The sequence below is a fragment of the Verrucomicrobium sp. BvORR034 genome (assembly GCF_000739635.1).
Classification (GTDB): Bacteria; Verrucomicrobiota; Verrucomicrobiia; order Verrucomicrobiales; family Verrucomicrobiaceae; genus Verrucomicrobium.
Map to the genome: position 1 here is coordinate 1 of NZ_BATQ01000042.1, position 25,030 is coordinate 25,030.

The window sequence follows — 25,030 nt, forward strand, 5'->3', positions numbered from 1 at the left end:
AGTTGGCGCGTTCGCCATTCACATGCACCGTGCAGGCGCCGCACTGACCGTGGTCACACCCTTTCTTTGTGCCGGTGAGATGGAGCGTTTCACGGAGGGTGTCCAACAACGTGCTGCGTGGATCGATCTGCACCGTGTGCTTGGTGCCATTCACAGTGAGTTGCACTTCCACCAGCCCTTCAATGGGTTTTCCGGCGGCAGTTTTCGCGTCAGCGGCCTCTGCGAGTGGGGAAGTCAACGTCACGGAACTCGCGGCGATGCCAGACGTTCCAAAGTGTGAGATGAAGTCACGACGCGAAAGTTTGCTGGCACCTTTCGGGTGTTCATTCCCCGTGTGAGGGCTGGGCTCCTTGTCCGCTTTCATGGCAGGCTCCTTGAGCCTCTGATACGCGGCGGGTGAATCAGTCGAGTGTATGGGCTGCGCATATTGCGTCCAGAACCCAAGGAATGACGCTTGTGTGTAACTTCCAGTCTATCCAGTTGAGAACATGTCGCACCAACGAACGGCTCAGGACTGAGGAGTGCCCCGGGTTGCACTAAAGAGGGGGTGCCCGCGTATAACGATTGAGTATCGTTCCTTGTTGAATGGCAACGATGTGCTTGGCTGGACCGCCCGATAGGTGATTCCAGCTCAATCCTTCTACCGCACTGTCGAGGCCCAACTTGTGGCGGTTCAGGCTGAGGCGGGTGAGCCGTAGGATGCTTTATGTCGATGCGGCTCGGCGCATGCTCGTCTCGTGACGAGTATTGAATTTGCGGTCTTGCAACAGGGCCAAAGATGTTTAGTTGGCGCTTGGTACGAGGAGTGTACCCGGGATGCCACTACGGATTTTTTGATCGGGATTCTCGAAGAGAAGGTGCACCTCGGCGAGGCCGGTGGCGGCATCCACGGTGGGAGAGACGAAGTGGATTGCGCCCTCCAGGGTGATGCCAGCAGGGGAGTCGAGTTGAAGCTTGAGTTTCTGGCCGGAGCGCAGGTTCTCGGTGAAGCTGGCTGGCATGTGAACCCGGGCGATGAGCTGGGAGAGGTCCACGATCTTCGCCACATAGTCAGGGGTGTCGGCCCGGCGTGCTTCCACGGCCTCGCCGGCGTCGCGGGTGATTTCGGTGACGATGCCGTCGATGGGGCTGCGCAGGATGCGCTGCTCAAACTGGGCGCGAATGGTCGCGGCCTGATGCTTCAGGTTCTCGCTCTCTTCCTGAGCGGCTTTGTACTGGCCCTCAGCGACAGCGACGGTGGCCTTGGCCTTGTCCCACTCCGCTTGATTCGTGCTGCCACTGCTGCGCAGGGTCTCCAGGATGGAGAGGCGTTGTTTGGAAATCTGGTACTCTGCCTCGGCGGACTTGAGCCTCCCCTCGTTGAGGGCCTGCGCTTCTGCCTGGGCAAGCTGGGCCTCGATCACCGTGGAGTTCAGTCGCAGGATCTCCTGGCCTTTCTTCACCTTGTCGCCGGGTTTCACCAGAATGGAGCTCACCACGCCACTCTCTGCAGAGGCGAGGTCGATCTCATGGATGGGGCGCAGAAAGGTGAGGACCTGGCTGTCCGCTGCGTGGGTGCTGCCGATCATCGAAGACAGACCAAGTGCGGCTGCCATCGAGACTGACCTTAGAAAATGTGGGGCGGATTTCATGCGAGGCTTTTGCGGGTCTGGTCCATCCAGCGGTCGCGTTGTTCCATCTGGATGCGTTGGGCGTAGCGGAGTTTTTGCACGCGACTTTGCAGCGTGGAGAATAGACGGGCGGCGGCATCTGGCAAACGTCCGTCGGGATCAGCGGCCATGCGGGCGAGCTGTTTGCCGGTGTCTGGAGCGAACTGTTCGATGAGGTTGTCCTCGGCGCTGAGGAAGAAGAGGGAGGTGCCAGGCTGGCCCTGGCGGGCACAGCGACCCGCGAGCTGGCGATCGACACGGATGGACTCGCTGCGCTCCACGCCCACGACGTGCAGCCCACCCAGAGCGAGGGCTTCTGGAGGAAGGGAGATGTGGGTGCCACGGCCGGCCATATTAGTAGCCACCACCACGCTGCCTGGCTGCCCGGCCTGGGCAATGATGTCGTTCTCCTCCGAGTCCTGGCGGGCATTGAGCACGCGGTGAGGCACACCGATTCCGGTGAGGATAGCGGCGAGATCCTCGCTGATCTTGATGGTGCGGGTGCCCACGAGCACGGGTTGCTGGGTAAGCCAGCGTTGCTTCACCTCCTCCGCCACCGCATGGAGCATCGTGTCCCGGTTACGATATACGCGGTCTGGCAGGGACTGGCGGCGGCTGGGCTTGTTGGGTGCGATGGGGCGCACCGGGAGCTGGAAGAAGTGCTGGAACTCCTTGCGGCTTTCCGATCCGGTACCCGTCAGGCCGGAGAGGCTGTCATACAGGCGGAAGTAGCGCTGGCGGGTGATGCTGGCGGCTGTGTGGCTCTCCGGCGGGATATCCACACCCTCCTTCGCGGCCACCGCCTGGTGCAGGCCCTGCTGCCAGGAGCGCTCCTCATGGGCTCGTCCGGTGAACTCATCCACGATCACCACCTTGCCCTCCTGCAGAATATAGTGCTCACCGTGGTGAAAGGCGTGATGGGCGTTCAGCGCATTCGTCAGGTATTGGTGCCAGGGCCGCACCAGAGCATCCCAGGGAATGCCGGGAAGTTGGTTGGCGGCGGAGCGTCCTTCTTCGGTGAGGCGGGCATTGCGTCCGCGGGCATCGAGGATGAAGTCGTGGCCTTCGTGCAATCCCTGAGCTGCCTCGTGAGCCGTGAGGTAGGCCTCGGGCACGGTGCGTTCCGTGGAAGGCTGCGCGATGACGAGCGGGGAGGCGGCCTCGTCAATAAGCACGCTGTCGATCTCATCCACAATGGCACTGGCCAGAGGGCGCTGCACCACCTCCGCCTCCGGGTGTTTCCGGCCCGTGAGGAGATTGCGCAGACGGAAGCTGGGACCATGCTGTGCGTGCTTGAGCAGGGCCAGTTGGTCGCGCAGGTAGTCGAAGCCGAAGTCGTACCCTGTGCCGTAGGTGATGTCGCACTGGTAGGCGGCGCGCTTTTCCGCGTGGCTCTGTTCCTGCTTGAGGAAGCCCACGGTGAGGCCGAGACGGGCGGCAATGGGAGTGGCGAACTCAAAGTCGCGTTCCGAGAGGTACGCATTCACCGTGGCGACGTGGACGCCCCGCTTGGGCAGGGCCCGCAGGCAGGCGGCCAGAGCGGTGATAAGCGTTTTTCCCTCCCCGGTGGCCACCTCCGTGATGGCGGGCTCCAGCAGAGCGATGATAGCCCGGGTCTGGCAGGGGTAGGCGCGGAGGCCTCCGGCACGAAAGGCGGCCTCCTTCACAAAGGCGAGCGCTTCCGGCAGGACCTGATCCAGCGTCGTGCGCTGGCGTAGGAGGTCGAAGCTCCACTGCCCCCACTGCTGCTCGAGGGCCTCATCCGTAAGGGCGGATACGGTCTTTTCCTGGGCCAGGGAACGTTTGAGAATGCGCTCAAGAGCTGACATGGGGCGACTACCATGGCCTAAAGTTTGCTTGTAGAAATTAGAAATCGACGCAAATAAGTTGCGGGTTGATCTCTAAAGTGAGTGGGGACCCTTGTTGTCAGTACAATGACAGGTCAAACCTGATGATAGTAAGAACAAAGGTGTATATATAATTTGCATCAGTAAATATCATTAACTTGACGTAGAAACTATAATAACTAGCATTGGCCAATTTTTAATTGGCCATGATCCCCTCAAACTCCTCTTCCGGGTCCCCCAACCGTCGCAAAAAGGGAAGCTCCAAGCTGTCCAAGCGCGTCGCCGACTGGTTTTTTGGGGGGGAGGCTGGCGAGGACCGGGTGCGACACGAGACCCTGGAGCCGCGCATTTTGTATTCGGCCAGTCCGCTGGAAGAGCCGCCGCCGGTGCCGGACGCTCCTCCGGTGACGCAGCAGCAGGGACCTGATGCTGGCAGCCAGGGCGGTGGAGAAGGAGGCGGCCCCGCCCCTGTCACCCAGGACCAGACCCCGCCGGTGGATGCTGAGGCTTCTGAAACCCCTGGCAGCGAGGAGCTGGCCACCATCCTCCAGCAAGTGGAGGATCTCCCCGCCGGAGAGGTGCAGTCTCTCGCCACCACAAACCTCGGTGTGGAACTTCAGATTCAGGGGCACCTGGACTGGAGCGAGCTGGGCCTGTCCACGGACGAACAGGGTACCTTCATCATCCGCGGCAGTGACCACAGCGATGACAGCCTTACGCTGGATCTGAGTCAGTTCTCCTCGTCGCTGGACCTCTACTTTGACGGTGGGGCGGGTGGCTTCGATGTATTGAAGATCACGGGAGTGACGTCCGGCGGCTACACTCCCGGGGCGCAGGCTGGTGAGGGGGTGCTGGTTTTCGGAAATCACCGCATCCAGTTCTCCGGCGTGGAGCCGGTCATCATCGAGGGCACCGGCGATGGCTCCAGCTTCACCTTCACCACCCCGCACGGCGTGGATGACCTGGTGCTGGACAGTCCGGCGGATGGCTGGAGCCGCATCCGCGGTACCAGTGGCGGCGAAGCCTTTGAAGAGCTGGTCTTCTCCAATGTGGAGCAGGTGATCGTGGACGCCATGTCCAACGATGCTCCGGGCGAAAGCGCGGATGTGGTGACAGTTGCCACGGACCTGCGCGCCCGTGGCCTGCGTGAGCTGAAGATCATGACCGGTGAAGGCGATGACACCTTGGTTCTTGGAACCAACAATCTCCCTCCACCGGTCTCCGGCGGGAGCTTCACCTTTGATGGCGGCACAGGGAACGACCGCATCATAGGTTCTGGTGCAGACACGACCTGGATGGTGACGGGTCACAATGAGGGAAGCGTTTATGGAGTGCGTTTCCGGGGAGTGGAGAATCTCGAGGGAGCGGCGAACAACGAAGACCGCTTTGTGTTTGAGACAGCCGGGCGGCTGGATGGATTGATTGACGGGGGTGCCGGCGGGTTTGATACAGTAGTGCTCGACGGAGGTAGTTCCTCGACCGCTGTTTTCCGGGCCTTTGGTCCCGATTCTGGTCTGATTGAAACAGACCTGTCCACGCTGGCCTATCGGGGGCTGGAGCCGATTGACTACAGCGGCACTTCGGACGCCATCATCCATCTCACGGGTGGAAACGACCAGGCGATCCTGGAGGTGAATGCGCAGGGCAAGCTAAGCCTGCGTTCACTGAACAACAGCTTTGAGCTGATCAATTTTAACACGTCCCTCAACTCGCTCACCATCATCGGTGGCGGCGGGTATGACAGCGTGCTGGTGGGCACCGGGGTGACCCTGGGGCTGGACGGCAGCTTCACCATCGAGTCGGAGTCCATTACGGTGGCTGCCGGGGCCTCGCTGAATGCCTCCAACATCCGTCTGAGCGCCACGGATCGCGATGACACGGAGCTTTCCCTGCTGACGCTTGGGGACAAGGATGCCTCCATCGTGGTGGCAGGAGAGCTGATCTCCACGGGAGACATCCTTCTTGAGGCACTGGTGGAACGGAATGTCTATACCATCAATCCTGTCTGGGCAGTAGTTTCAGGATCCTCCATGGCGAGCATCGTCGTAGAGGACTCTGCCGTGATCACGGCGGAAGGCACGGTCTCTGCGCTGGCGAACACCAAGGGTGAGATTGAAGCCTGGTCGCCACTGGGCGTGACCATCAGCTACGATGAGTCGGCCACGGTGGACATTGGTTCGGCGGTCATCACTGCAGCCGGTCTGCAACTCACGGCACGGACGGCCGGTGAATACACTGCCAAAGGGCGCGCCAGCATCAATGACGTGGACGGCATCACCCGTGCCAGATTGGACGGCACGGAGGCTCACCTCACTTCCGACCTCGTGGTGGTGGCAGAGGATGCGAGCAAGCTGACGTCGGAATCGCCCAATCAGGAGTTCAGCCTTACGGACTTCACGGGCGTCTCCATTGGCGCGGCCATTGCGAACAACAATCTGGACCGCAGTGTTGAGGCTTCCATCACGGATGCGGATATTGAGATCACCGAGACGGGCTCAGTGACCGTGGATGCCCGGAAGAGCAGTGAGTTCATCACCAGCGTGGGCGTCACCACGGTGAACAGCAGCATTGGGCAACCGCCCACGACCGGCCTGCAGATCGGCATCACCCTGGCTTCGAATGAGATGACCGGCGGTGTCTCCGCCTTCATCAAGGGATCCACCATCACCGTGGCCGATGGCGGCGTTTCAGTGACGGCGGAAGACCGGACCATTCTCGACTCCACCACGGAAGTTGGACCCTCGACCTCGCTTGAGGGGCTCGACTTCGCGGAACTCTCCGGCACGGGCGGTTTGGCACTGGGCTTCACCGCTGCCGTCAACACCATTGGGTATGATGTCCCTGACTTCCTGGGCATCAACATCGATGCCCTGCTGGGAACAGGTCTGGGCACGGAAAAGACGGCCAAGGTGGTCGCCTATGTGGAGGATTCAGAAATCACGGTGTCGGGCGATGTGGTGGTGAAGGCGGACAGTGGCATTCAGATGAATGCCACCGTGAGCAATGCCATGGAGTCCACCGGCAGCATCGGCTATGGCTCGTCCAGCAACGCCGCCAGCATGGTCGTGGCGACCAACGTTGTGAATGCCGGGGCAGAGGCCTGGATTCGGAACACCACCGGCACCCAGGGGACCCTGGAGGCTGGCGGAGAAGTGTCCGTGGTGGCGCAGGACGAGATCCAGGCCTTCGCGAACACGAAGGTCACCAGCACCGCCATCACCACCGCGGATGATGGCGGAGCTCTGCTTCTGGGCAATGTGGCCCGGGCGCTGCTCAGCACCTATCGCAAGGGCGACGGCCTGCAGAACGTGAATTTCGGTGACACCGTCTTCGTGCCGGCAGCCGAGGCCACCTATGCGGTGACCGATGGCTTCCGCGCCATCAAGCAAGGCACGCGCATCCTGGTGGATGACCCCGGTTTTGATGAGGACAAGGGCGAGGTCGGGGCCATCTACGAGTATCTGGGAACGGGGGATGAGATTGACCTGGCCACGGTGGACTTCACCCGGCCCGCCTACTGGCGCAAAGTGCCCGCGACGGAAGGGGCCATCTACCAGTACATGGGCACGGAGGCCAACCTGGACCTGCGCACCCAGAACTATACCGAGCCCCATCTCTGGAAGGTGGTGCCGGAGGTGAATCTCTTCCCGCTGTTTGAGGAAGAAGGGGAGATGACGGAGGAAGAGGCGCCCCAGGCGGACTCCGTGGCGTTTGGCGGACTGGCCGTGCGCAACGCCGTGGAGGGCGGAGCCCGGGCGTTTATTGACAACATGGACATCACCGCCGCGAGCATCGCGGTGGAGGCGGCGGAGAACGCCCTGCTTGAGGCCAAGACCGATGTCACGGCCACCCTCGGCAGGGATGCGGAGGGGAGCGGCCTGGCGGTGGGGGGAGTTATTGCCTCAAACTCCATGCAGAGCAGCGCTTCTGCCTCGGTGACGGGCAGCAAGCTCACCACGGAGGAGGGCGATGTGACGGTGCTCGCGGAGAATGCCTCCCGGTTGCTGGCTCAAACCCAGAGCTCCGTGGGTGGTGGTGACACCTCTGCCGGGGTCGTGATGGCCTTCAACACGGTAGGGTATGAGCCCTCCAACATCTTCTCGAAGACGATCGAGGCCTTCATCGGCTCTCATCTGACGGAAGGCGATCCTTCTGGCGTGACGGCGACCGTGCTAGACACGGAGATTCATGCGGCCGGCGGCGTGACCGTGAATGCGGAAAATCACGCGGCTCTCGAGGCCCTGCTCAACAACCTGACTACCAGCGCGGGTGAGGCCAGTTCCACGGCGGCCGGGGCCATGGTGGCGACCAACATGGTCAACGCCGAGGCCAGGGCCTCCCTTGGCTTTACCTCCGGGAGGGGTACGCTGGAGGCGGAGGGCACCGTCACCGTGAACGCGTCAGACGAGGCGACTCTGGAAGCCAGCACCACGCTGGAGTCCACGGCCTCCTTCCTCTCTGCGGAAGAGAAGGCGGATCCTCGCGCCCAGGCTTTTGACATTCTGGTCAGCGATTATGACTACTCCACCGAGAGCGGCGAAAAGCTTCTGATCACGGGTGACTCCGTGCTGGTGAGCAAGGAGTACGACCCGATGAAGGGTGCCCGCAACAAGGTGTACCGCTTCGTGGGTCTGCCCGAGACAGTGGACCTGGGCACGGAGGACTTCACCGACACGAGCCGGTGGAATCTCCAGACGATCGACAACACCATCACCGAGGACCTCGCGAAGTTCTTTGATGAACAGGAAGAGCCGGCGGCAGGCGGTGAAGAACCCGGCACCGGGGGTGAAGAACCGGGAACGGGAGGCGAGGAACCAACCGAGCCGGGGACGGAAGAGCCGCAGAAGAACGGCACCGCTGTGGGCGTGCTGGTCGTGCGCAATGAGGTGCGCAGCTCCGCCAGTGCCTCGGTCACGAATGTGGATGCCAACGTCGGTGGACTGGCGGTCACGGCGGATGAGTCCGTCACCCTGGTGTCCGACACCACGGGCCGGGTGATCGTGGAGGGTGCGGAGGACGGCAGCACGGCGGTGAGCGGTGTTGTGGTCACGAACCAGATGCAGGGCGGTGCCACTGCCAGTCTGACGAATGCCGCGATCGTCGCAGGTGATGACGGGGTGACGGTGGAAGCCGTCAATGCCGGGGCCTTTGATGCCACCAACAAGATTGAGGCCCAGTCCGACGGCACGTCCGTGGGGGTCATGCTGGCCTTCAATACCCTTGGCTATGATTCCAAGGACGTGATCACCGGGGCCATTGACGCTCTGCTGGGCACGAACATCAACGATGGGAGCGGCTCCAAGGCGGTGGCCACCGTGACGGATGTCACCATTGATGCGGTGGGCGATGTGACGGTCAGCGCGGAGAACGAATCCATCTTCAACGCCACCATCAGCAATGCGTCCACGGCAGGCGGCACGTCGGCGGGTGTGGTTCTCGCCAGCAACATGCTGCTGGGCGGGGCGGAGGCCATCGTGCGAGCCACCACTGGCACCCAGAGCATCATCTCCGAAGGAGATTTCACCGTCAACGCGGTGGATGCGACGGAGCTGTATGCCAACACCAAGCTGGTGAGCAAGTCCGTCATTGAGGCCGAGGAGGCCGATGATGGCGTGGATCCCGTGACCGGGCTGGTGCGGGCCCTGGAGTTTGACTATCGCAGCTCAGACGGTCGGGTGGAACTGGACTATGGCACCACGGTGAAGGTGGCGGAAGATCATGAGCGCGGGGGCATTCCCGGAGCCACCTACCGCTTCGTGGGGGATGAGCCTACGGAGTTCAGCCTGGCCTCCACCAACTACGCCAACGTGGAGTTCTGGGAACTCGTCGAGGCGGACCACACCAGCGACGAAGGAGGGATTGAAATAGAGAACGGCCAGACCGTGCTGGTGGCGGAGGCTCACGCCGCAGGCGGTGATCCTGGCATCACTTACAAGTATCTTGGCCAGGACGCTGCCACGCTGGACCTCTCTGCGGCGGACTACACGGATGCCACCCTCTGGGAGGTGGTGGAGGCAGACCTGGAAAGCACCGACAGCGTGGTGCCGCTAACCTACGGCATGACCGTGCGGGTCGAGCCGGAGCAGAGCAATGAACTGCCGCAAAACGAGCAGAACATGGTCGGTGGCGAGGTGGGCAAGACCTACCGCTGGCTGGGCCCCAACAAGGTGACACTGGTGGACCTGGCCAACACGGACTTTGAAGATCTCAACTTCTGGAAGCCCGTTGTCACCTCGGAAGTCGTGGGTGCGGTGAGCAGTCTCTACGGGGAAGAGGTGCAGGCAGAGGAACAGCCCGGCGAGCCGCCAGCACCGGCCTCGTCCACTGCGGTGGGCATTCTCGTGGTGCGCAATGATGCGACCGCGGGAGCGCGGGCGGTGGTGCAGGACACGCATCTGGATGCTGCCAATATCACAGTGAGCGCTGATGAGGCGATGGTATTTGAGGCCGACAATGAGAGCGTGGTGAAGGCTGAGGGCGGCACCCAGGCAGCAGGTGGCGGGGCCACCACGCCTGATGCTGGTGGCGGCGCAGGGACTGGCGGCGAGACTGGCACGGGTGGGGAAACCGAACCCGGCGGGGGCGGCACCGATCCTGCCGCAGAGCCCACGGAGCTGTCCAGCGACTCGCTGGCCATCAATGCCGTGATCTCAATGAACACCATCCAGGCCAGTGCGCATGCCTCCATCACCGGCGGCTCGCTCACGGCGGCTGAAGACATCACCGTTACAGCGACGAACCGCATCGAAGCCACGGCCACCAATGCGGCCGAGGTGGAGAGCGATGGCACGTCGGTGGGGGCCATGCTGGCCTTCAACACGCTGGGCTACGAGTCCCAGAACATCCTTTTCAACACCCTGGACGCCCTGTTGGGCACCCGGATCGGCAACGAGAACCCTGCGGAAGTCAGCGCCTTCATCGAAGACGCCCCCATCAGCGCCGGCGGCAATGTCACCGTTGCAGGTAATAACGAGGCCAGCCTGACGGTGGAGCTCACCAACGACGCCCGAAGCGCCTCGGAAGGCAATGGCGTAGCTGTGTCCGGCGTCATCGGGCTCAACAAGGTGCGCACCCAGGCGGATGCCCACATTGACTATACTGGCGGCACGCCGGGCAGTGTACAGGCGGGTGGCACGGTGGCCGTGCGCAGCGCGGATGCTGCCGCCCTGGACGTCTCCGCCAACTTCAGCGCCGTGACCGGACTGGAGCAGGAGGAGGAGGATCCCGCTCCACGCGACATCATCGCCGGAGCCCTGGTGGAATCGTATGACTACACCACCAAAAGCGGTCTGCAGACGGTCATCATCGGCCAGGGCGTGCGGATTGCGGACGACTACGATGCCGGTCTCGCCGCCCGCGGCAAGATCTACCGCTACGTCGGCCTGTCTGATGTGCTCGACCTGGAAGCCCAGGACTATGCCAACAGCAGTGACTGGGTCCTGCAGACCACAGATGGCGAAATCGCGTCCAAGGTCATGGAGCGGCTCTTCCCCACGGAAGAGGCGCCCGCACCTGAAGAGGAGCCTGGGAAGACCACGGCCGGCGGCGGCCTGATCGTCCGCAATGATGTGCATGGCGGTTCCACGGCCCGCCTCAGTGATGTGGAGCTGGAAGCGGGTAGCGTGATCGTCACGTCCGACCAGAAGACGTCCCTGGTGGCCCATTCCTCCGGGGAGATTGTCAGTGAAGGCTCGGGTGGCGGTTTCGGTGCCATGGGCGGAGTTATTGCAACGAACTCCCTCCGTGGCGGGGCCGAGGCCAAAATAACCAACAGCAGCATCACCACCGTCGGCGACGGCTCGGAGACCATTGACGAGGTTCTTGAGCTGAAGAGCGGTGATGTGTATGTGGGTGCAGAGAACCGTGCCCGCCTGGATGCGACCAACGGCGTCAAGCTGGAGGCCGGTGAATCCGGCGCCCTGGGCGTGATGCTGGCCTACAACACTGTCGGCTATGGCAGCCAGGACATTTTCACCCAGACGATCGATGCCCTGCTGGGAACGAACATCGGGGACCAGTACTTCTCTGGAGCGTCCGCTTCCATTGAAGGTTCCGTCATCGACGCCTCGGGCTCGGTGATGGTGGTGGCGCAGAATGAAGCCATCTTCAACGCCACGCTCAGCAATGCCGCCAGTGGTGGTGGCAGCTCCATCGGCGTGGCCCTGGCCAGCAACATGGTCTCCAGCGGTGCCAGCGCAGCCATCCTGGGGGGCACGGTCACCCGTGATCTCACGGCTGATGGCGACGTGGTGGTGAGTGCCGTGGATGCCGCCGTCTTCCACGCCAACAGCAAGCTCGTCAGCGATTCCAAGATTCCTGAGGAAGAGGGTGATGACGGCCTGGATACCGTCACCGGCCTGGTGCGTGAACTGCAGTTCGACTATCGCAGCACGGACGGCCAGGTGGAGGTGAAGGAGGGCGACATCGTGGAGGTGGTGGATGAGGAGGGTTCAAGGTACTACCAATTCCTGCCCCGCACGGAGCCCCAGTTTGTGAGCCTCACCGCGGAAGAGTATGATGAGGACCTCACCCGCTGGCGCCCAATCATCGTGGAGGAAGGGCAACCTGCCCCCGAGGTGGCCTACCGCACCAGTGAGGTGGGCGTGCCGCTCTTCTTCGGGGATGTGGTCATGGTGATGGCCGGCCATCCGAAGGGTGGCGAGGCCGGGCGCAGCTACCGCTACATGGGAGCCTCCCAGAACAAGAACGGCTTGCGTCAGGCGGATCTGGTGGACCTGGGTGGCCAGGACTTTGACGATCAAGACCTATGGCAGCTTGTGCAGGTGGATGACGTGGCCCAGTCCGTTGGCGCTCTGCTGGCGGATGAAGAGGCGGACCAGCAGCAGGAGGAGGCCGGCAATGATCCCGCGGCGCAGAGTTCGACCTCAGTCGGCATGCTCATCGTCCGCAACGATGCCATCAGCGGTGCCAGCGCCGTGGTGGACAAGATCAACGTCACGGCAGCTAATCTGTCTGTGACGGCGGCGGCCAGCATGGACTTCACCGCGGAGACGTCGAGTGAAGTAACGGCGGAAGGTGGTGCCTCCCAGGTCGGTGGTGGTGCTGGCGGCGGTACGGAACCCGGTGGCACGCCTGGAGAAGGCGGCGCGACAGAGCCCGGTGGTACGGAAGGCTCCGGCGGCGAGTTGCAGAGCGACTCTCTGGCGATCAATGGAGTCATCACCACCAACACGGTGCAGGCCTCGGCCCTGGCCAGCGTCACGGGTGGCAGCATCAAGGTGGATGAGAACGTCGAAGTCAGTGCGGAGAACAACTCCAGCATCACGGCGGTCACGGAAGCCGTGGTGGAGGGGGATGGAACCAGCGTGGGGGCCGTGATGGCCTTCAACACCCTCGGCTACGAATCCCAGAACGTTCTTTTCAACACCATTGATGCCCTGCTGGGCACCAGCATCGGCGATGAGAACCCGGCCGATGTGAAGGCGTTCATCCTGGATGCCGACATTGAGGCCGGCGGGGACGTCACGGTTTCAGCCACTAACGAAGCCAGCCTGTCTGCCTCCCTGGGCAACGACGTGGCCAGCGCGTCTGAGAACGGCAATGGGCTGAGTGTTTCCGCCCTGCTGGGCATGAACCGCGTGAATGCAGGGGCCGAGGCTTACATCGATTACACTGGGGCCCCCGGCACGGTGGACATCGGCGGCAAGCTTGCCATCACCGCCAATGACAGCGCCAATCTGGAGTCGGAACTGGAGATCAGCGCCGTCACCAGCAAGATCGAAACCCCTGGCGATCCGGATCCGAAAAAGACTCTCGCCAGTGCCTATGTGGGGCACTATGACTACACCACCCTGAGCGGACTGCGCACCCTCAAGGATGGCGATTCCGTGCGGGTCGCCCGGGACTATGATCCGCTCATGGGATCGCCCGGCCGGATCTACGTTTATACCGGCAGCAATCCCCAGGCGCTCAATCTCTCTGAGGTGGACTTTGCCTCAAGCCCGGACTGGGAGCTGCAGTCCACGAACAACGCCGTCACGGATGAGGTGCTGGACACTCTCTTCCCGGCGGAGGAAGAGCCGGGCGGTGAAGAGCCCGGCGCGGGTGAACCCGAGAAGGGCGGAACTGCGGCTGGTATCGTGGTGTTGCGCAATGAACTGACCAGCGGCGCGGTCGCCTCCCTGCACAATGTGGTGGTGAACGCCGGTGCGGTGGAAGTGACGGCCGAGGAAACTTCCAACTTTGCCGCCATGGCGAAGGGGGAGGTGGAATCCTCCGGCGGGGGCACGTTCAGCGCCTTCAACGGCATGGCGATCAGCAACTCCCTGGTGTCCAACGCCGAGGGGCGTCATTTGCAGGAGAAGGGCGCGGCTGTGGCCGAAGTTTACCAGGCCAGCATCACCACCGTGGTGCCGGAAGATGCTGCGGAAGACGGCCCCGACGGCAGCGTGGCAGTCAGCGCCACCAACTCGGCCACCTTTGACGCCACCACACGCCTGGCCACCAGCAGTGGCGAGGGCGGTGCCGCCGGTGCGGTTCTAGCCTTTAACACCCTCGGCTACGAGGCGCAGAACATCCTCTTCGCCACGCTGGATGCCCTGATTGGCTCCAACATCGGGAACCAGCACCCCGCGCGTGCCGTGGCTTTCATTCAAGACACGCCGGTGGATGCCGAGGGTGATGTCACTGTTGCCGCGGAGAATGAGGCGGTGCTCAATGCGACCCTCACCAACGCCACCGACGGTGCGGACGGAAAATTTGTTGGCAGTTTCGCCATTGCCAGCAACATGGTCAGCACCGGGGCCGATGCCTGGATCCGCTCCACGGGCGGCACCCGCTCCGTGACGGCTGGCGGTGCGATCAGCGTCACGGCCAGCGACGCAGCCGAGATCTACGCCAACAGCAAACTTAGCAGCATCAGCACGATCTCCACGGAAGGGGACGACGGTGTCGATCCGCTGACGAAGACGGTCCGTGCCTTCGAGTACGACTACACCTCTGATCAAGAGTATCGCGACGCCCAGGAAGTGAGCCGTGACCTGGAGGAGGAGTTCAAGCGCACGGACTTCCGCGTGCCGGTGCATCATGGCATCACCGTGCTCGTGGCCCCGACCCATGTGGCGGGAGGCGAGCCTGGCCGCACCTATGAGTACATGGGCGGCTGGGATCCCACGCTGATTGATCTCAAGGAGGAGGACTACAGCAATACCGACTACTGGAAGCCGCTGCTGGGCACGGATGTGCTGGAGGCCGCCAATGTGCCGGGCATCTTTGCCGACAAGAAAGAAGCGGGTGATGAAGCCAGCGGTACCACCCCTGCGGAAGGGGAGGGGACTGGGGGCGAACCTGGTGGTGGTGGTGCCGCTGGCGGTACAGTGGTGGGCGGTCTGGTGACGCGCAATGACGTCATCAGCAAGGCCACGGCCGTCATTGAGCAGATCGATCTGACGGGCGATTCCATCGAGGTGTCCGCCACGGAGAGCTCCGTTTTTGAAGCCGATACCGTCAACAACGTGTCGGCAGGGGGCGCGGCACCGGAAGAGGCGCAGAACTCTCTCGCCGTGGGCGGGGTTATTGCCACGAACACCATCCAGGCCAAGGCAGACGCTCACATCAAGGGCGGCAGCGTGACCACCACGGGCGGAGATGTCAGCGTCACTGCGGAGAACTCCGCTGAAGCCGTCGCGACCACGGAAAACGCCGTGACTGGCGGCGGTACTTCGGTTGGTGCGGTGCTGGCCTTCAACACTCTGGGCTTCGAAAGCCAGAACATCCTCTTCAACACGCTGGATTCACTCCTGGGGACCGGCATTGGCGACGAGAACAGCGCGGATACGGTGGCTTACATCGAGGACGCTCCGATCAATGCGGCCGGTGACGTCACGGTCACGGCCACCAACGCGGCCTCCCTGGAAGCCGTGATCAGCAGCAGCGCGGAAGCGACCAGCGCAGAAGGCAACACCACCGCCGTGTCGGGCATCCTGGCCAGCAACATGGTCAGCTCCGGCAGCCGGGCGTATGTGGATTTCAGCGGCACCAGCACCGGCACCCGTGGCGAGCTGAATGCCGGTGGCCAGATCACCGTGGAGGCCAGTGACGAAAGCGCCCTCTCCTCGGAATCCGTGGCCTCCGCCCTGGCCGACTCCTTCGATGAAGACGCGGACTCCCTGGGCAAGGTCTCAGACGCCCTGGTTAACTCCTATGCCTTCACGACCAAGAGCGGCGCGCAGACGGTTTACTTCGGCACGGGGGTGCTGGTGGACAGCGAGTTTGATCCCTTCAAGGGCGACCACGGCCGCATCTATCGCTATGTGGGCTCCACCACGGCAGACTTTGACCTGGCCGAGGTGGACTTCAAGAACAGCCCTGACTGGGTGGTCCAGACGGTGGACAATGTCCTCACGGATGACTTCATCGATGTGATTCGCGGTGGCGGCGGGGAGGAAGCGGGTGGTGGCACCGGTGGTGAAGGCGGAACTGGCGGTGAACCTGGCACAGGCGGTGAGCCTGGTGCTGAAGCGCAGGAGCAGAAGACCAGCGCTGCGGGCGGCCTGGTGGTCCGCAATGAGCTGCGCGGTCACGGTGCGCAGGCTTACATTGACCACGCCAACGTGCAGGCGGGCGGCGTGCGCGTGGCAGCCTCGGAAGACGCGACGCTGATCGCGACCAGCGAGGGCTCCATTGAGGCTGCGGAAGCGGGCACCTTCCCGGGAGTGGCCGGGGTGATCGCGACAAACAATCTTCAGGGCAGCGCAGAAGCCTTCATCAAGAACAGTGATCTCGTCATCACCGAGGGCGATGTGGAGGTTGAGGCGGTGAACTCCGCCAAGATGGATGCCACCAACACCACAGCCCTGACGGTGGGTGGCGCGGGCAACGCCTTCGGCCTGAGCGTGGCCTTCAACAAGATTGGTTATGAACCGCAGAACATCCTGTTCGACGCGGTGGATGCCTTGATCGGCACGAGCATTTCGGATGCTGATCCGAGCCAGGCCCTGGCGTACATCGAGGATACCACGGCGCAGGTCGATGGCGACCTCAGCGTGGTGGCGGAGAACAGCACCCGCTTCAATGCGACGCTGACCAACACCTCCTCCGGCGGCGGCACCAGTGTGGGCACGGCTCTTGCCAATAACATGGTGAACAGCGGTGCCACGGCCTACATCGGCACCACGGGCAACCAGCTCCTCGACATCAATGTGGGAGGGGATGTCACCGTCTCCGCAGTGGAGGATGGCATTGTGTCCGCGAACAGCCGTCTCGTGGCGGCCAGCATCACCGCCGAGCCCGGCGGCATCGATGTCATCACCGGTGCACTCCGTGATGTGGAAAGCGCCTACAACAGCGAGGAAGGCGAGTTTGCCCTCAGCTTCGGTGCCCGCGTGCGGGTGAGCGATGGCCATGCCTTTGGTGGCGAAGTGGGACGCGTTTACGAGTACATGGTGGGCGGTGATCCCCAGCTGGTGGATCTCTCCTCGGAAGACTTCACGGACAAGGGCAGCTGGCGCATTGTGCCGGATTCAGAGTTCATCCCTGGCGGGTTCCTGGAAGGGGAGCAGGGCGAGGACAAGAAGTCCACCTCAGTGGGTGCCATCATCGTGCGCAATGATGTGATCAGCGGCGCCAGGGCCTGGGTGGAAGACATCAATCTCAAGGCCGGCTCTGCAGAGGTGAAGGCAGAACACGCCACCACCTTTGATGCAGTGACTGATGCTGCCTCCTCCTCCCAGGGCGGAGCAGGTTCAGAAGGCGAAACGGGGGGCACTGGAGGTGCCGGTGGAACGGGCGGAGCCGGAGGTGGCGCAAGTTCGCTGGCCGTGAGCGGCGTCATCGCCACCAACATCCTGCAGGTAAGTGCGGAGGCCTCGGTGTCTCGTGGTTCTGTGGAAACAACGGAGGGAGACTTCTCTGTCACCGCCCGGAACACGGCGGAAGTGACCGCAGAGACGAACAGCGTTGCCTCCTCAGGCGGTACTGGCGTGGGCGTCACGGCGGCGTTTAACATCGTGGGCTACGAGGCCCAGAACATCCTGTTCAGCACGGTGGATGCCCTGGTGGGTTCCGATATCGGAGACGCCAATCCGTCCGAGACCTCGGCCACAGTCACCGGCACCAGCATTCGTGCGGCCGGAAACGTGAATGTCACGGCGGACAACGTCTCTTCTCTGCAGGCGATCATCAGCACCGAGGCCAGCGCGGCTGCGGCTGCGGGAACCAACCCGACCGGGCTTGCCGTTGGCGGATTGTTGGGCAGCAACATGGTCAACAGCAAGGCCACTGCGGTGGTGGATATGACCAGCGCTGCGGACAAGACGCTCAATGCCGATGGCGATGTGACGATCGCTGCCAGCGACGAGGCCTCCATCACTGCGGAGTCGGAAATGGCGTCCATCGCCTCGGCTGAGGCCGGGGATGTGGGTGTCCGTCCGCTCGTGGAGAGCGCCACGGCCGCCATTGTGGCGGACTACAATTTCACGACCCGCTCCGGCACCAAGCTCATCGGTGTGGGGGATGAAGTTTATATTGCCGACGACTACGAAGGCGGGGCCAATGCGGGCTCCAAGTACCGCTATGTACCGGTGAACCGACCGGCGGTGGGAGAACGTGTCGAGCTGGATCTCGCCACGGTGGACTACACCTCGCCTGACTGGCAGGAGATCACAGAGGACACCGTCTTCACCGCGCTGCCGTTGAACCAGTTCTCCAACATGGAGGCCGGTACGGCCCAGGCTGTTGGCGGTCAGGTCATCCGGAATGACCTCAGAAGCAGTGTGGAGGCCAGCTTGCTGCAGGCCACCACGGAGGCAGGATCGCTCACCGTCTCTGCCACGGAAGCTGCGGCCATGGAGGCCTCTGTCACCAGCCGGACCGAGGCGGATGGCGGCAGCGCGTTCGCCTCCGGTGGCGGCACGAATCTGGCGGTCAACGGCACCATTGCCACGAACAACGTCATCACGGCCTCTAAGGCCATGGTGGAGGGTGGTTCCATCACCACGGAAGGTGATGTTTCAGTGACCGCCGAGAACGTGGCTTCCCTGGATGCCACGATCGACAACTCGATCCAGACTGCAGGGGTGGGCGTGGGCGTGACACTCGCCTTCAACACGATTGGTCTCGAACCGCAGAACCTGTTGTTCAATACCATCGACGGCCTGATCGGCACTGAGATCGCTGACAAGGTGGCCCCGATTGAGGCGACCATTCGCAACGCGGAAATCCACGCAGGTGGAGACATCACCGTCGAGGCCCTCTCCGACTCCTCCATCACTGCTGAGGTGCCTGTGTCTATTCTGGGCATGAAGTTCAGCACTTCGGGCGAACAGTCCAATGCGACCACTGTGGGAGCGGTGGTGGCGATGAACAAAATCGTGTCTGACGTGATCGCTTCGATCGAGAACGCCGGAGTGATCGAAGGAGCGAACGTCACCGTCAATGCGGAGAACACCTCCAGCGTGGAGGCAGACGTCAGTGCCACGAGCATCTCCATCAGCGGCTCCACCGCAGGCGGGAAGTCCGTGTCCATCGGCGCGGCCCTGGCTCGCAACGACGTCAAGAGCTCGCTGGAAGCGACGATCAATGATGCGGACCATGTGGACATCAGCGCTACAGGCGATGTGACGGTGTCCGGGGTGGATTCGAGCAGCATCATCTCCGACACCACGGCCACTGGCGTGAGTGTCACGGTGGGCGGCCAGTCCGGCACCTCGGTGGCCGGCGGTGGCGCGATCGCCTTCAACAACATTGTCACGGACTCGAACGTCTCCGTGAACAATGCCACGCTCACCGCGGAAGGCGCAGTGAGCGCCACGGTGGAAAGCGATGCCACTGTGGATGCACTGGTACGCGCGGTGGCCGCAGGCTTCAGCGCCTCGGGCCAGGGTGGGAAGAACTTCGCGGTCGGCGGATCCATTGCGCAGAACCAGATTCTGGGCAGCGGTGCGGATGACGTCAGCGACGTGCATGCCTCACTGACGAACACCTCCGTGGAAGCTGGCGGGCCGATCACGGTCTCCGCCACCGCATCCGGCACGGTGGATGCCGATGTCCTCGGCATTGCGGCGGGCGTGGGTCTCTCTGCGGCTGGCAGCACGGCCGCCTCAGTCGGCGCAGCGGTTGCTGACAACAGCATCGCCCGTGACATCGCCGCTTATGTGCAGAACGGTGACCAGCTCACCGCGGCCACCGGCGACATTGCCGTCACCGCTTCTGACACCGCGATCATTGACGCCAACACGGTTGGCGCCGCCGCCAGCATCAACGTCAGCGGTGCTTCTGCCACGACCATTTCGGTCGGCCTTTCGGTGGCAGACAACGACATCCACAGCAACGTGCGGGCCTACATCAAAGATGTGGACTCCGTGGAAGCGACGGAGGGGGCGATTGAACTTTCCGCGAACCGTGATGGCAGCATCACCTCCACGGCGGTGGCGGCTTCTCTGGCAGTCGGCGTCGGGCTCGGCGGCAGCAGCACCACCGTCTCCGGGGCGGGGGCGGTGTCCATCAACGACATCTCGGGCGACGTGGTCGCCTTTGCAGAATCCAGCGACATGGTGGCGGGCGGCGATGTGACCCTGGCGGCCTCCTCCGCCACGACCATCGATGCGGTCATTGTCGGCGTTTCCTCCGCTGTGGGAGGATCCTCCGGTTCAGGCACGGGCGTCTCGCTCGGGGCGTCGGTCGCTGTCAATGAACTGGGAACGTCTGATCCGTTCTCCATCCAGGCGTATCTGAAGGACAGCAGTGTGAGCGCAGGCGGCGCACTGGATGTTTCAGCGAACTCCACGCAAGACATCAGCGCTGCGGTGCTGGCAGTCTCAGCCGCCGTCACGGCCTCGGCGGGGACCGGCATCGGTGTGTCTGGCTCGGGCACGGGTGCCACGAACGAGATCAAGGCCAACATCACCGCCTCCATTGAAGGGGGCGACAGCATCACGGCCAGCGACATCAGTCTTCAGGCCTCCGATGCGTCTCGCATCGATGCATCGGCCGGCACCGCGTCGATCTCAGCCGCCTTGGCGGGTGGATCGGGCGTGTCGGTCAGCCTGGGTGTATCCATCGCCCAGAACACCATTGAAACCAACGTCAACGCCAGCATCACGGATGTGGCGGGGGGAGTCACCGCAGAAGCGGGCGGGCTCTCCGTGTCCGCCAGCCAGGCGGCGCAGATTGAGGCGAAAACCTGGGCGGCCTCCCTGGCCGCTGGGATCGGAGCCGGTGGCAGCGGCATTGCGGTCTCTGGTGCCGGGGCGGTGGCCATCAACGACATCTCTGGTGGGGCGCTGGCCTACGTGGATTCCAGTGACATTGTCGTGGAGGAAGGGGTGACCGTTGCGGCCTCCTCCTCAGCCTCCATTGAAGCTCTCATCCTGGCGCTTTCTGCGTCCGTGGGTGGAGGCTCGGGCACGGGCGTCGGGGTGTCCCTCGGTGCTTCCGTGGCGATCAACAAGATGGGCGAGTCCCAGCCGTTCTCGATCCTGGCCTACCTGAAGGACAGCAGTGTGAGCGCAGGCGGCGCATTGGATATTTCAGCGAACTCGGTGCAACACATCAGTGCCACGGTCATGGCATTGTCGGCCGCGGTCACGGGTTCAGGCGGCACTGGGGTCGGCGTCTCCGGTTCTGGAACCGGGGCCACCAACGAAATTGGGGCCAATATTGCTGCCTTTATTGAAGGCGGGGACAGCATCATCGCCAGCGACATCAGCCTGCTGGCGGTGGATGCCTCCAGCATCGACGCCTCGGCCGGGGCGGCTTCGCTCTCACTGGCCCTGGCCGGTGGTTCAGGCGTGTCGGTCAGCCTTGGCGTTTCCGTTGCTGAAAACAGCATCGACTCTACCGTCAGAGCGAGTATCACGGATGTGGATGGCGGTGTGACGGCGGAATCAGGCGGTCTTTCGGTCATCGCCAGCCAGGCCGCGCAGATTGAGGCAGAAACCTGGGCGGCCTCCCTGGCCGCCGCTGTGGGTGGTGGTGGAACCGGCGTGGCTGTCTCTGGTGCCGGGGCCGTGGCTCTCAACGACATCTCAGGCGGTGCTCAGGCCTATGTGGACTCCGCCGACATCATCGTGGAGGAAGGCGTGACTGTGGCAGCCTCCTCCTCGGCCTCCATTGACGCGTTCATTCTGGCGCTCTCCACCTCGGTGGGCGGTGCCTCAGGTGCCGGAGTCGGCGTCTCCCTTGGCGCATCCGTGGCGGTCAACAAGCTCGGCAAGTCCGCACCGTTTTCCATCCTGGCCTATCTGAAGGACAGCAGTGTCAGCGCCGGAGGTGCGCTGAATATTTCAGCGAACTCCACGCAGCGGATCAACGCGGACGTCATGGGGCTTTCGGCGGCTGTCACAGGTTCCGGCGGCACCGGCATTGGTGTTTCCGGCTCTGGCACGGTGGCCACGAACGAGATCGGGGCCAACATCGCCGCCTTCATCGACGGAGGCGACAGCGTCCAGGCGGACAGCATCAGCCTGCTAGCCATGGATGCATCGATCATTGATGCCTCGGCCGGTGCCGCTTCGCTCTCACTGGCCCTGGCCGGTGGCTCGGGCGTGTCGGTCAGCCTGGCGGGCTCCATTGCCAACAACATCATCAACACCACGGTCAGTGCGGGCATCTCCGATGTGGCTGGTGGGGTCACCACGGAGACGGGTGGGCTCACCATCGCCGCCGGGCAGGCGGCGCAGATTGATGCGGTCGCTTATGCGGCATCACTTGCCGCCGCTCTGTCTGCTGGGATGAGCGTCTCTCTGGCCGGTGCTGGAGCCGTGGCCCAGAACGAAATTACGGGTGGCGTGCAAGCCTATGTGGATGACGCGGATGTGAACAGTGCCGGTGGCGTGGACCTCACCGCCACCAACGTGTCCTCCATTGATGCAACCCTTGCGGCTGCGGCCATGAGTGCCTCCGTCGGTGCCGGCACCGGGGTCGGCATTGGCATCGGTGTTTCCGTTGCCCAGAACATCATTGGTGGCTCGGAGAATGGCGGAGATTCACCGCTGGATGTGATCGCCCGCATCACGGATTCAGCCGTGGAGGCCGTGCAGGGCATCAGCCTTCGCGCACTCTCGGATCAAGACATCGACGCTGTCGTGGTGGCTGCCGCCATGGCTGCGGCAGTATCCGGCGGCACGGGCGTCGGCGTGGCCGGGGCCGGAGCTTCCAGCACGAACCGTGTCCTTACCAATGTGAAGGCCTTCGCCGAAAACGGTGAGCTTTTGAAGGGCAGGACGATCGACATCATTGCCGCAGACCAGTCTGAGATTGATTCATCCACAGGTGCCGGGGCACTGGCAGCCACGGTTTCAGTCGGACCCACCGGAGCGGCCGTTTCCGTCGCCCTCTCCGCCAGCGTGGCGCAGAACACCATTGTGGGCAACGTCCAGGCTTACCTCTCGAATGTCGATGAGGCGGAGGCCACGAATGGGGCGGTGACCATCAGCGCGACACAGAACGCCAGCATTGAGGCAGATGTCTATTCGGCATCCCTGGCAGCTGGCGTGTCCTTTGGACCTTCCATCTCGGTCAGCGGCGGCGGTGCGGTTGCCCTGAACGCCATCTATGGCGATACCCAGGCATCCATCGACAACAGCGATGTGACCGCCACCGGTGACGTGAACCTGGATGCCATCAATACCTCAGTCATCGACGCGCAGGTGCATGCGGTTTCAGCCTCGGTTGCCATCGGCGGTGCCACGGGCGTCGCGGTGGCCCTGGGGGCATCCGTGGCCACCAACCTGATTGGTGGAGGCACATACCGGGACATTGATGCGAACGGCAATGTGACGACGGCGAATATGGACAAGGCTTCGCTCAAGGTGAGTGCCTTCGTTTCAGACGCCGAGATCAATTCAGCGGGCAGCCTGGAAGTGACGGCCCTCTCGCAGCAGAACATCGATTCCAATGCCCAGGTGGCGAAGGTCTCCTTCTCGCTTGGGGCTGCGTTTGCCGTGGCCGCTTCGGCGGCGGGCACCTTTGCGACCAACCTCATCGAGACGGACGTGTCGTCCCAGATTCTCGAGTCGTCGGTGCAGGCGGCCTTGGGGGTGGATATGGATGCGCACGACCGCTCCAGCATCGACGCCATCGCAGGCTCGGCAGCCGTGTCGGCGGCGCTTGCCCCCTACAGTGCGGCGATCTCCTTCGCCGGCACCTTTGCGACCAACGAAACGAACAACGACGTCTGGAACGCCATCGAGCAGAGTTCTGTGCTGGTGACCAACGGCAGCATCTCGGCCGAGGCTACGTCCACACCGGCGATCACGGTGCAGGCTCACGCTGCGGCGCTCGCCATGGGCATCGTGGCGGTGGCCGGAGCCGGGATTGGCTCTGACGCGGTGGTCAACAACACCGTGCAGTCCTACGCCAGCGATTCTGACTTGTCGGCCACCCAAGGGACCGTCACGTTTGATGCGCGATCCACCGTCAATGTGACGCCCGCGTTCGTGAGTGCGGCAGGTTCCTCCGGGCTGGGGGCCGCGGTGAGCGTCATCCGCTCCAGCGTGGAGATCAGCGGGGCGACGCGCGCCTATGTGCAAGGCGGATCTCTTTCCACCCGCGCGCTGACGGTCAATGCCGATCACCGCACGGATGCCAATGCCACGCTCGTGAGCGTAAGCGGCGGGATGCTCTCCGCCTCGGTGATCGCGGCGACGATTGATGATTCATCCAGCGTTCTGGCCTACATCACCGGCACGACGGTGACAACGACGGATCCGGCCATCGGCGTGACGGTGCGGGCTCGGGGCCAGACCTACATCAGCACCCTGAACGTAGCGGCCGGCTTCGGCGTGGTGGCGGGAACAGTCGTCTCCAGCAAGGCTTCTGCGTCGCCTGATGTACAAGCCTATCTGGGCGATGAAACAACCATCAGCGCCGCCGGCGGTGATGTGAACGTGACAGCGAGTCATTCCGGCACGGTGCAGTCCACCGGTCTGGGCGCTTCTGCAGGCCTCATCGCCGTTGGCGTGACGACGATTGAGTCGAAGCTCACGCCCACAGTGATCGCCAACACCCGGGGTGACGTCATCATCTCGGGCAGTGACGTGCTGCTCGATGCGAAGTCGGACACGGTCGGACGCAATATTTCCTTGAGCTTCCTGTCCGGATCCGGCCTGGGCGCTGCGGCAGCGTTCATCAATGGATTGATCTTCGGTGGTGAAGGCGTCCAGTCTCTGGCGTTTGCAGGGGCTGGCGGCATCGGCGCCGGGGTGGGGGTGCAGGCCACCACCACCTACTCACCGGATGTTTTTGCCGGACTGAGTGACGGCACGGAAATCGAAGTGACTGGCGACGTCACGGTTCGCGCGCTGGCGGAAGGCCTGGCGGACTCCACGGGGCTGGGCATCACCATCGGGGCTCTGGCGGTCGGCTTTGTCCAAACCAATGCCACCGTCAACGGCAACGTAAAGACCGACGTGGGCGGGCGCATCAAGGCGCGGAATCTCACGCTCGACACCGACGGGAACCTGGATGCCGAGGCCCTGACCGTGGCGGCGGCCGGTGGCGTGATCGGTGTGGCCATCAACTCTGCGGATATCTCCTTGAACCCTGAGGTGGTCTCTGGTCTGCGTGACTTCGCGC

General features: G+C 63.2%; 4 protein-coding genes. 1 reads left to right on the plus strand and 3 read right to left on the minus strand.

Annotated features, from left to right (window positions below; all coding sequences use genetic code 11):
- The 3 genes from BV034_RS07145 to BV034_RS07155 all read right to left on the minus strand — a co-directional run.
- On the minus strand, positions 1-364 hold a 364-nt coding region (locus tag BV034_RS07145; RefSeq protein ID WP_265592736.1), incomplete at its 3' end, for a 2Fe-2S iron-sulfur cluster-binding protein.
- Positions 365-782: 418 nt separating this feature from the next.
- Positions 783-1,595 (minus strand): efflux RND transporter periplasmic adaptor subunit, encoded by an 813-nt coding sequence (locus BV034_RS07150; RefSeq protein ID WP_050025554.1) that lies wholly within the window; start codon positions 1,593-1,595, stop codon positions 783-785.
- 32 nt (positions 1,596-1,627) lie between these two features.
- Positions 1,628-3,478 (minus strand): hypothetical protein, encoded by a 1,851-nt coding sequence (locus BV034_RS07155; RefSeq protein ID WP_050025556.1) that lies wholly within the window; start codon positions 3,476-3,478, stop codon positions 1,628-1,630.
- A gap of 224 nt (positions 3,479-3,702) precedes the next feature.
- On the opposite strand from BV034_RS07155, the gene BV034_RS07160 reads away from it, so the two are divergent.
- A partial coding sequence (locus BV034_RS07160) for an LEPR-XLL domain-containing protein (RefSeq protein ID WP_265592737.1) occupies positions 3,703-25,030 on the plus strand: 21,328 nt, incomplete at its 3' end.

Excerpts from the sequence above, each read along its gene's own strand:
- BV034_RS07150 (WP_050025554.1), bottom strand. The coding sequence starts at position 1,595 with ATGGCAGCCGCACTTGGTCTGTCTTCGATGATCGGCAGCACCCACGCA.
- BV034_RS07155 (WP_050025556.1), bottom strand. The coding sequence starts at position 3,478 with ATGTCAGCTCTTGAGCGCATTCTCAAACGTTCCCTGGCCCAGGAAAAG.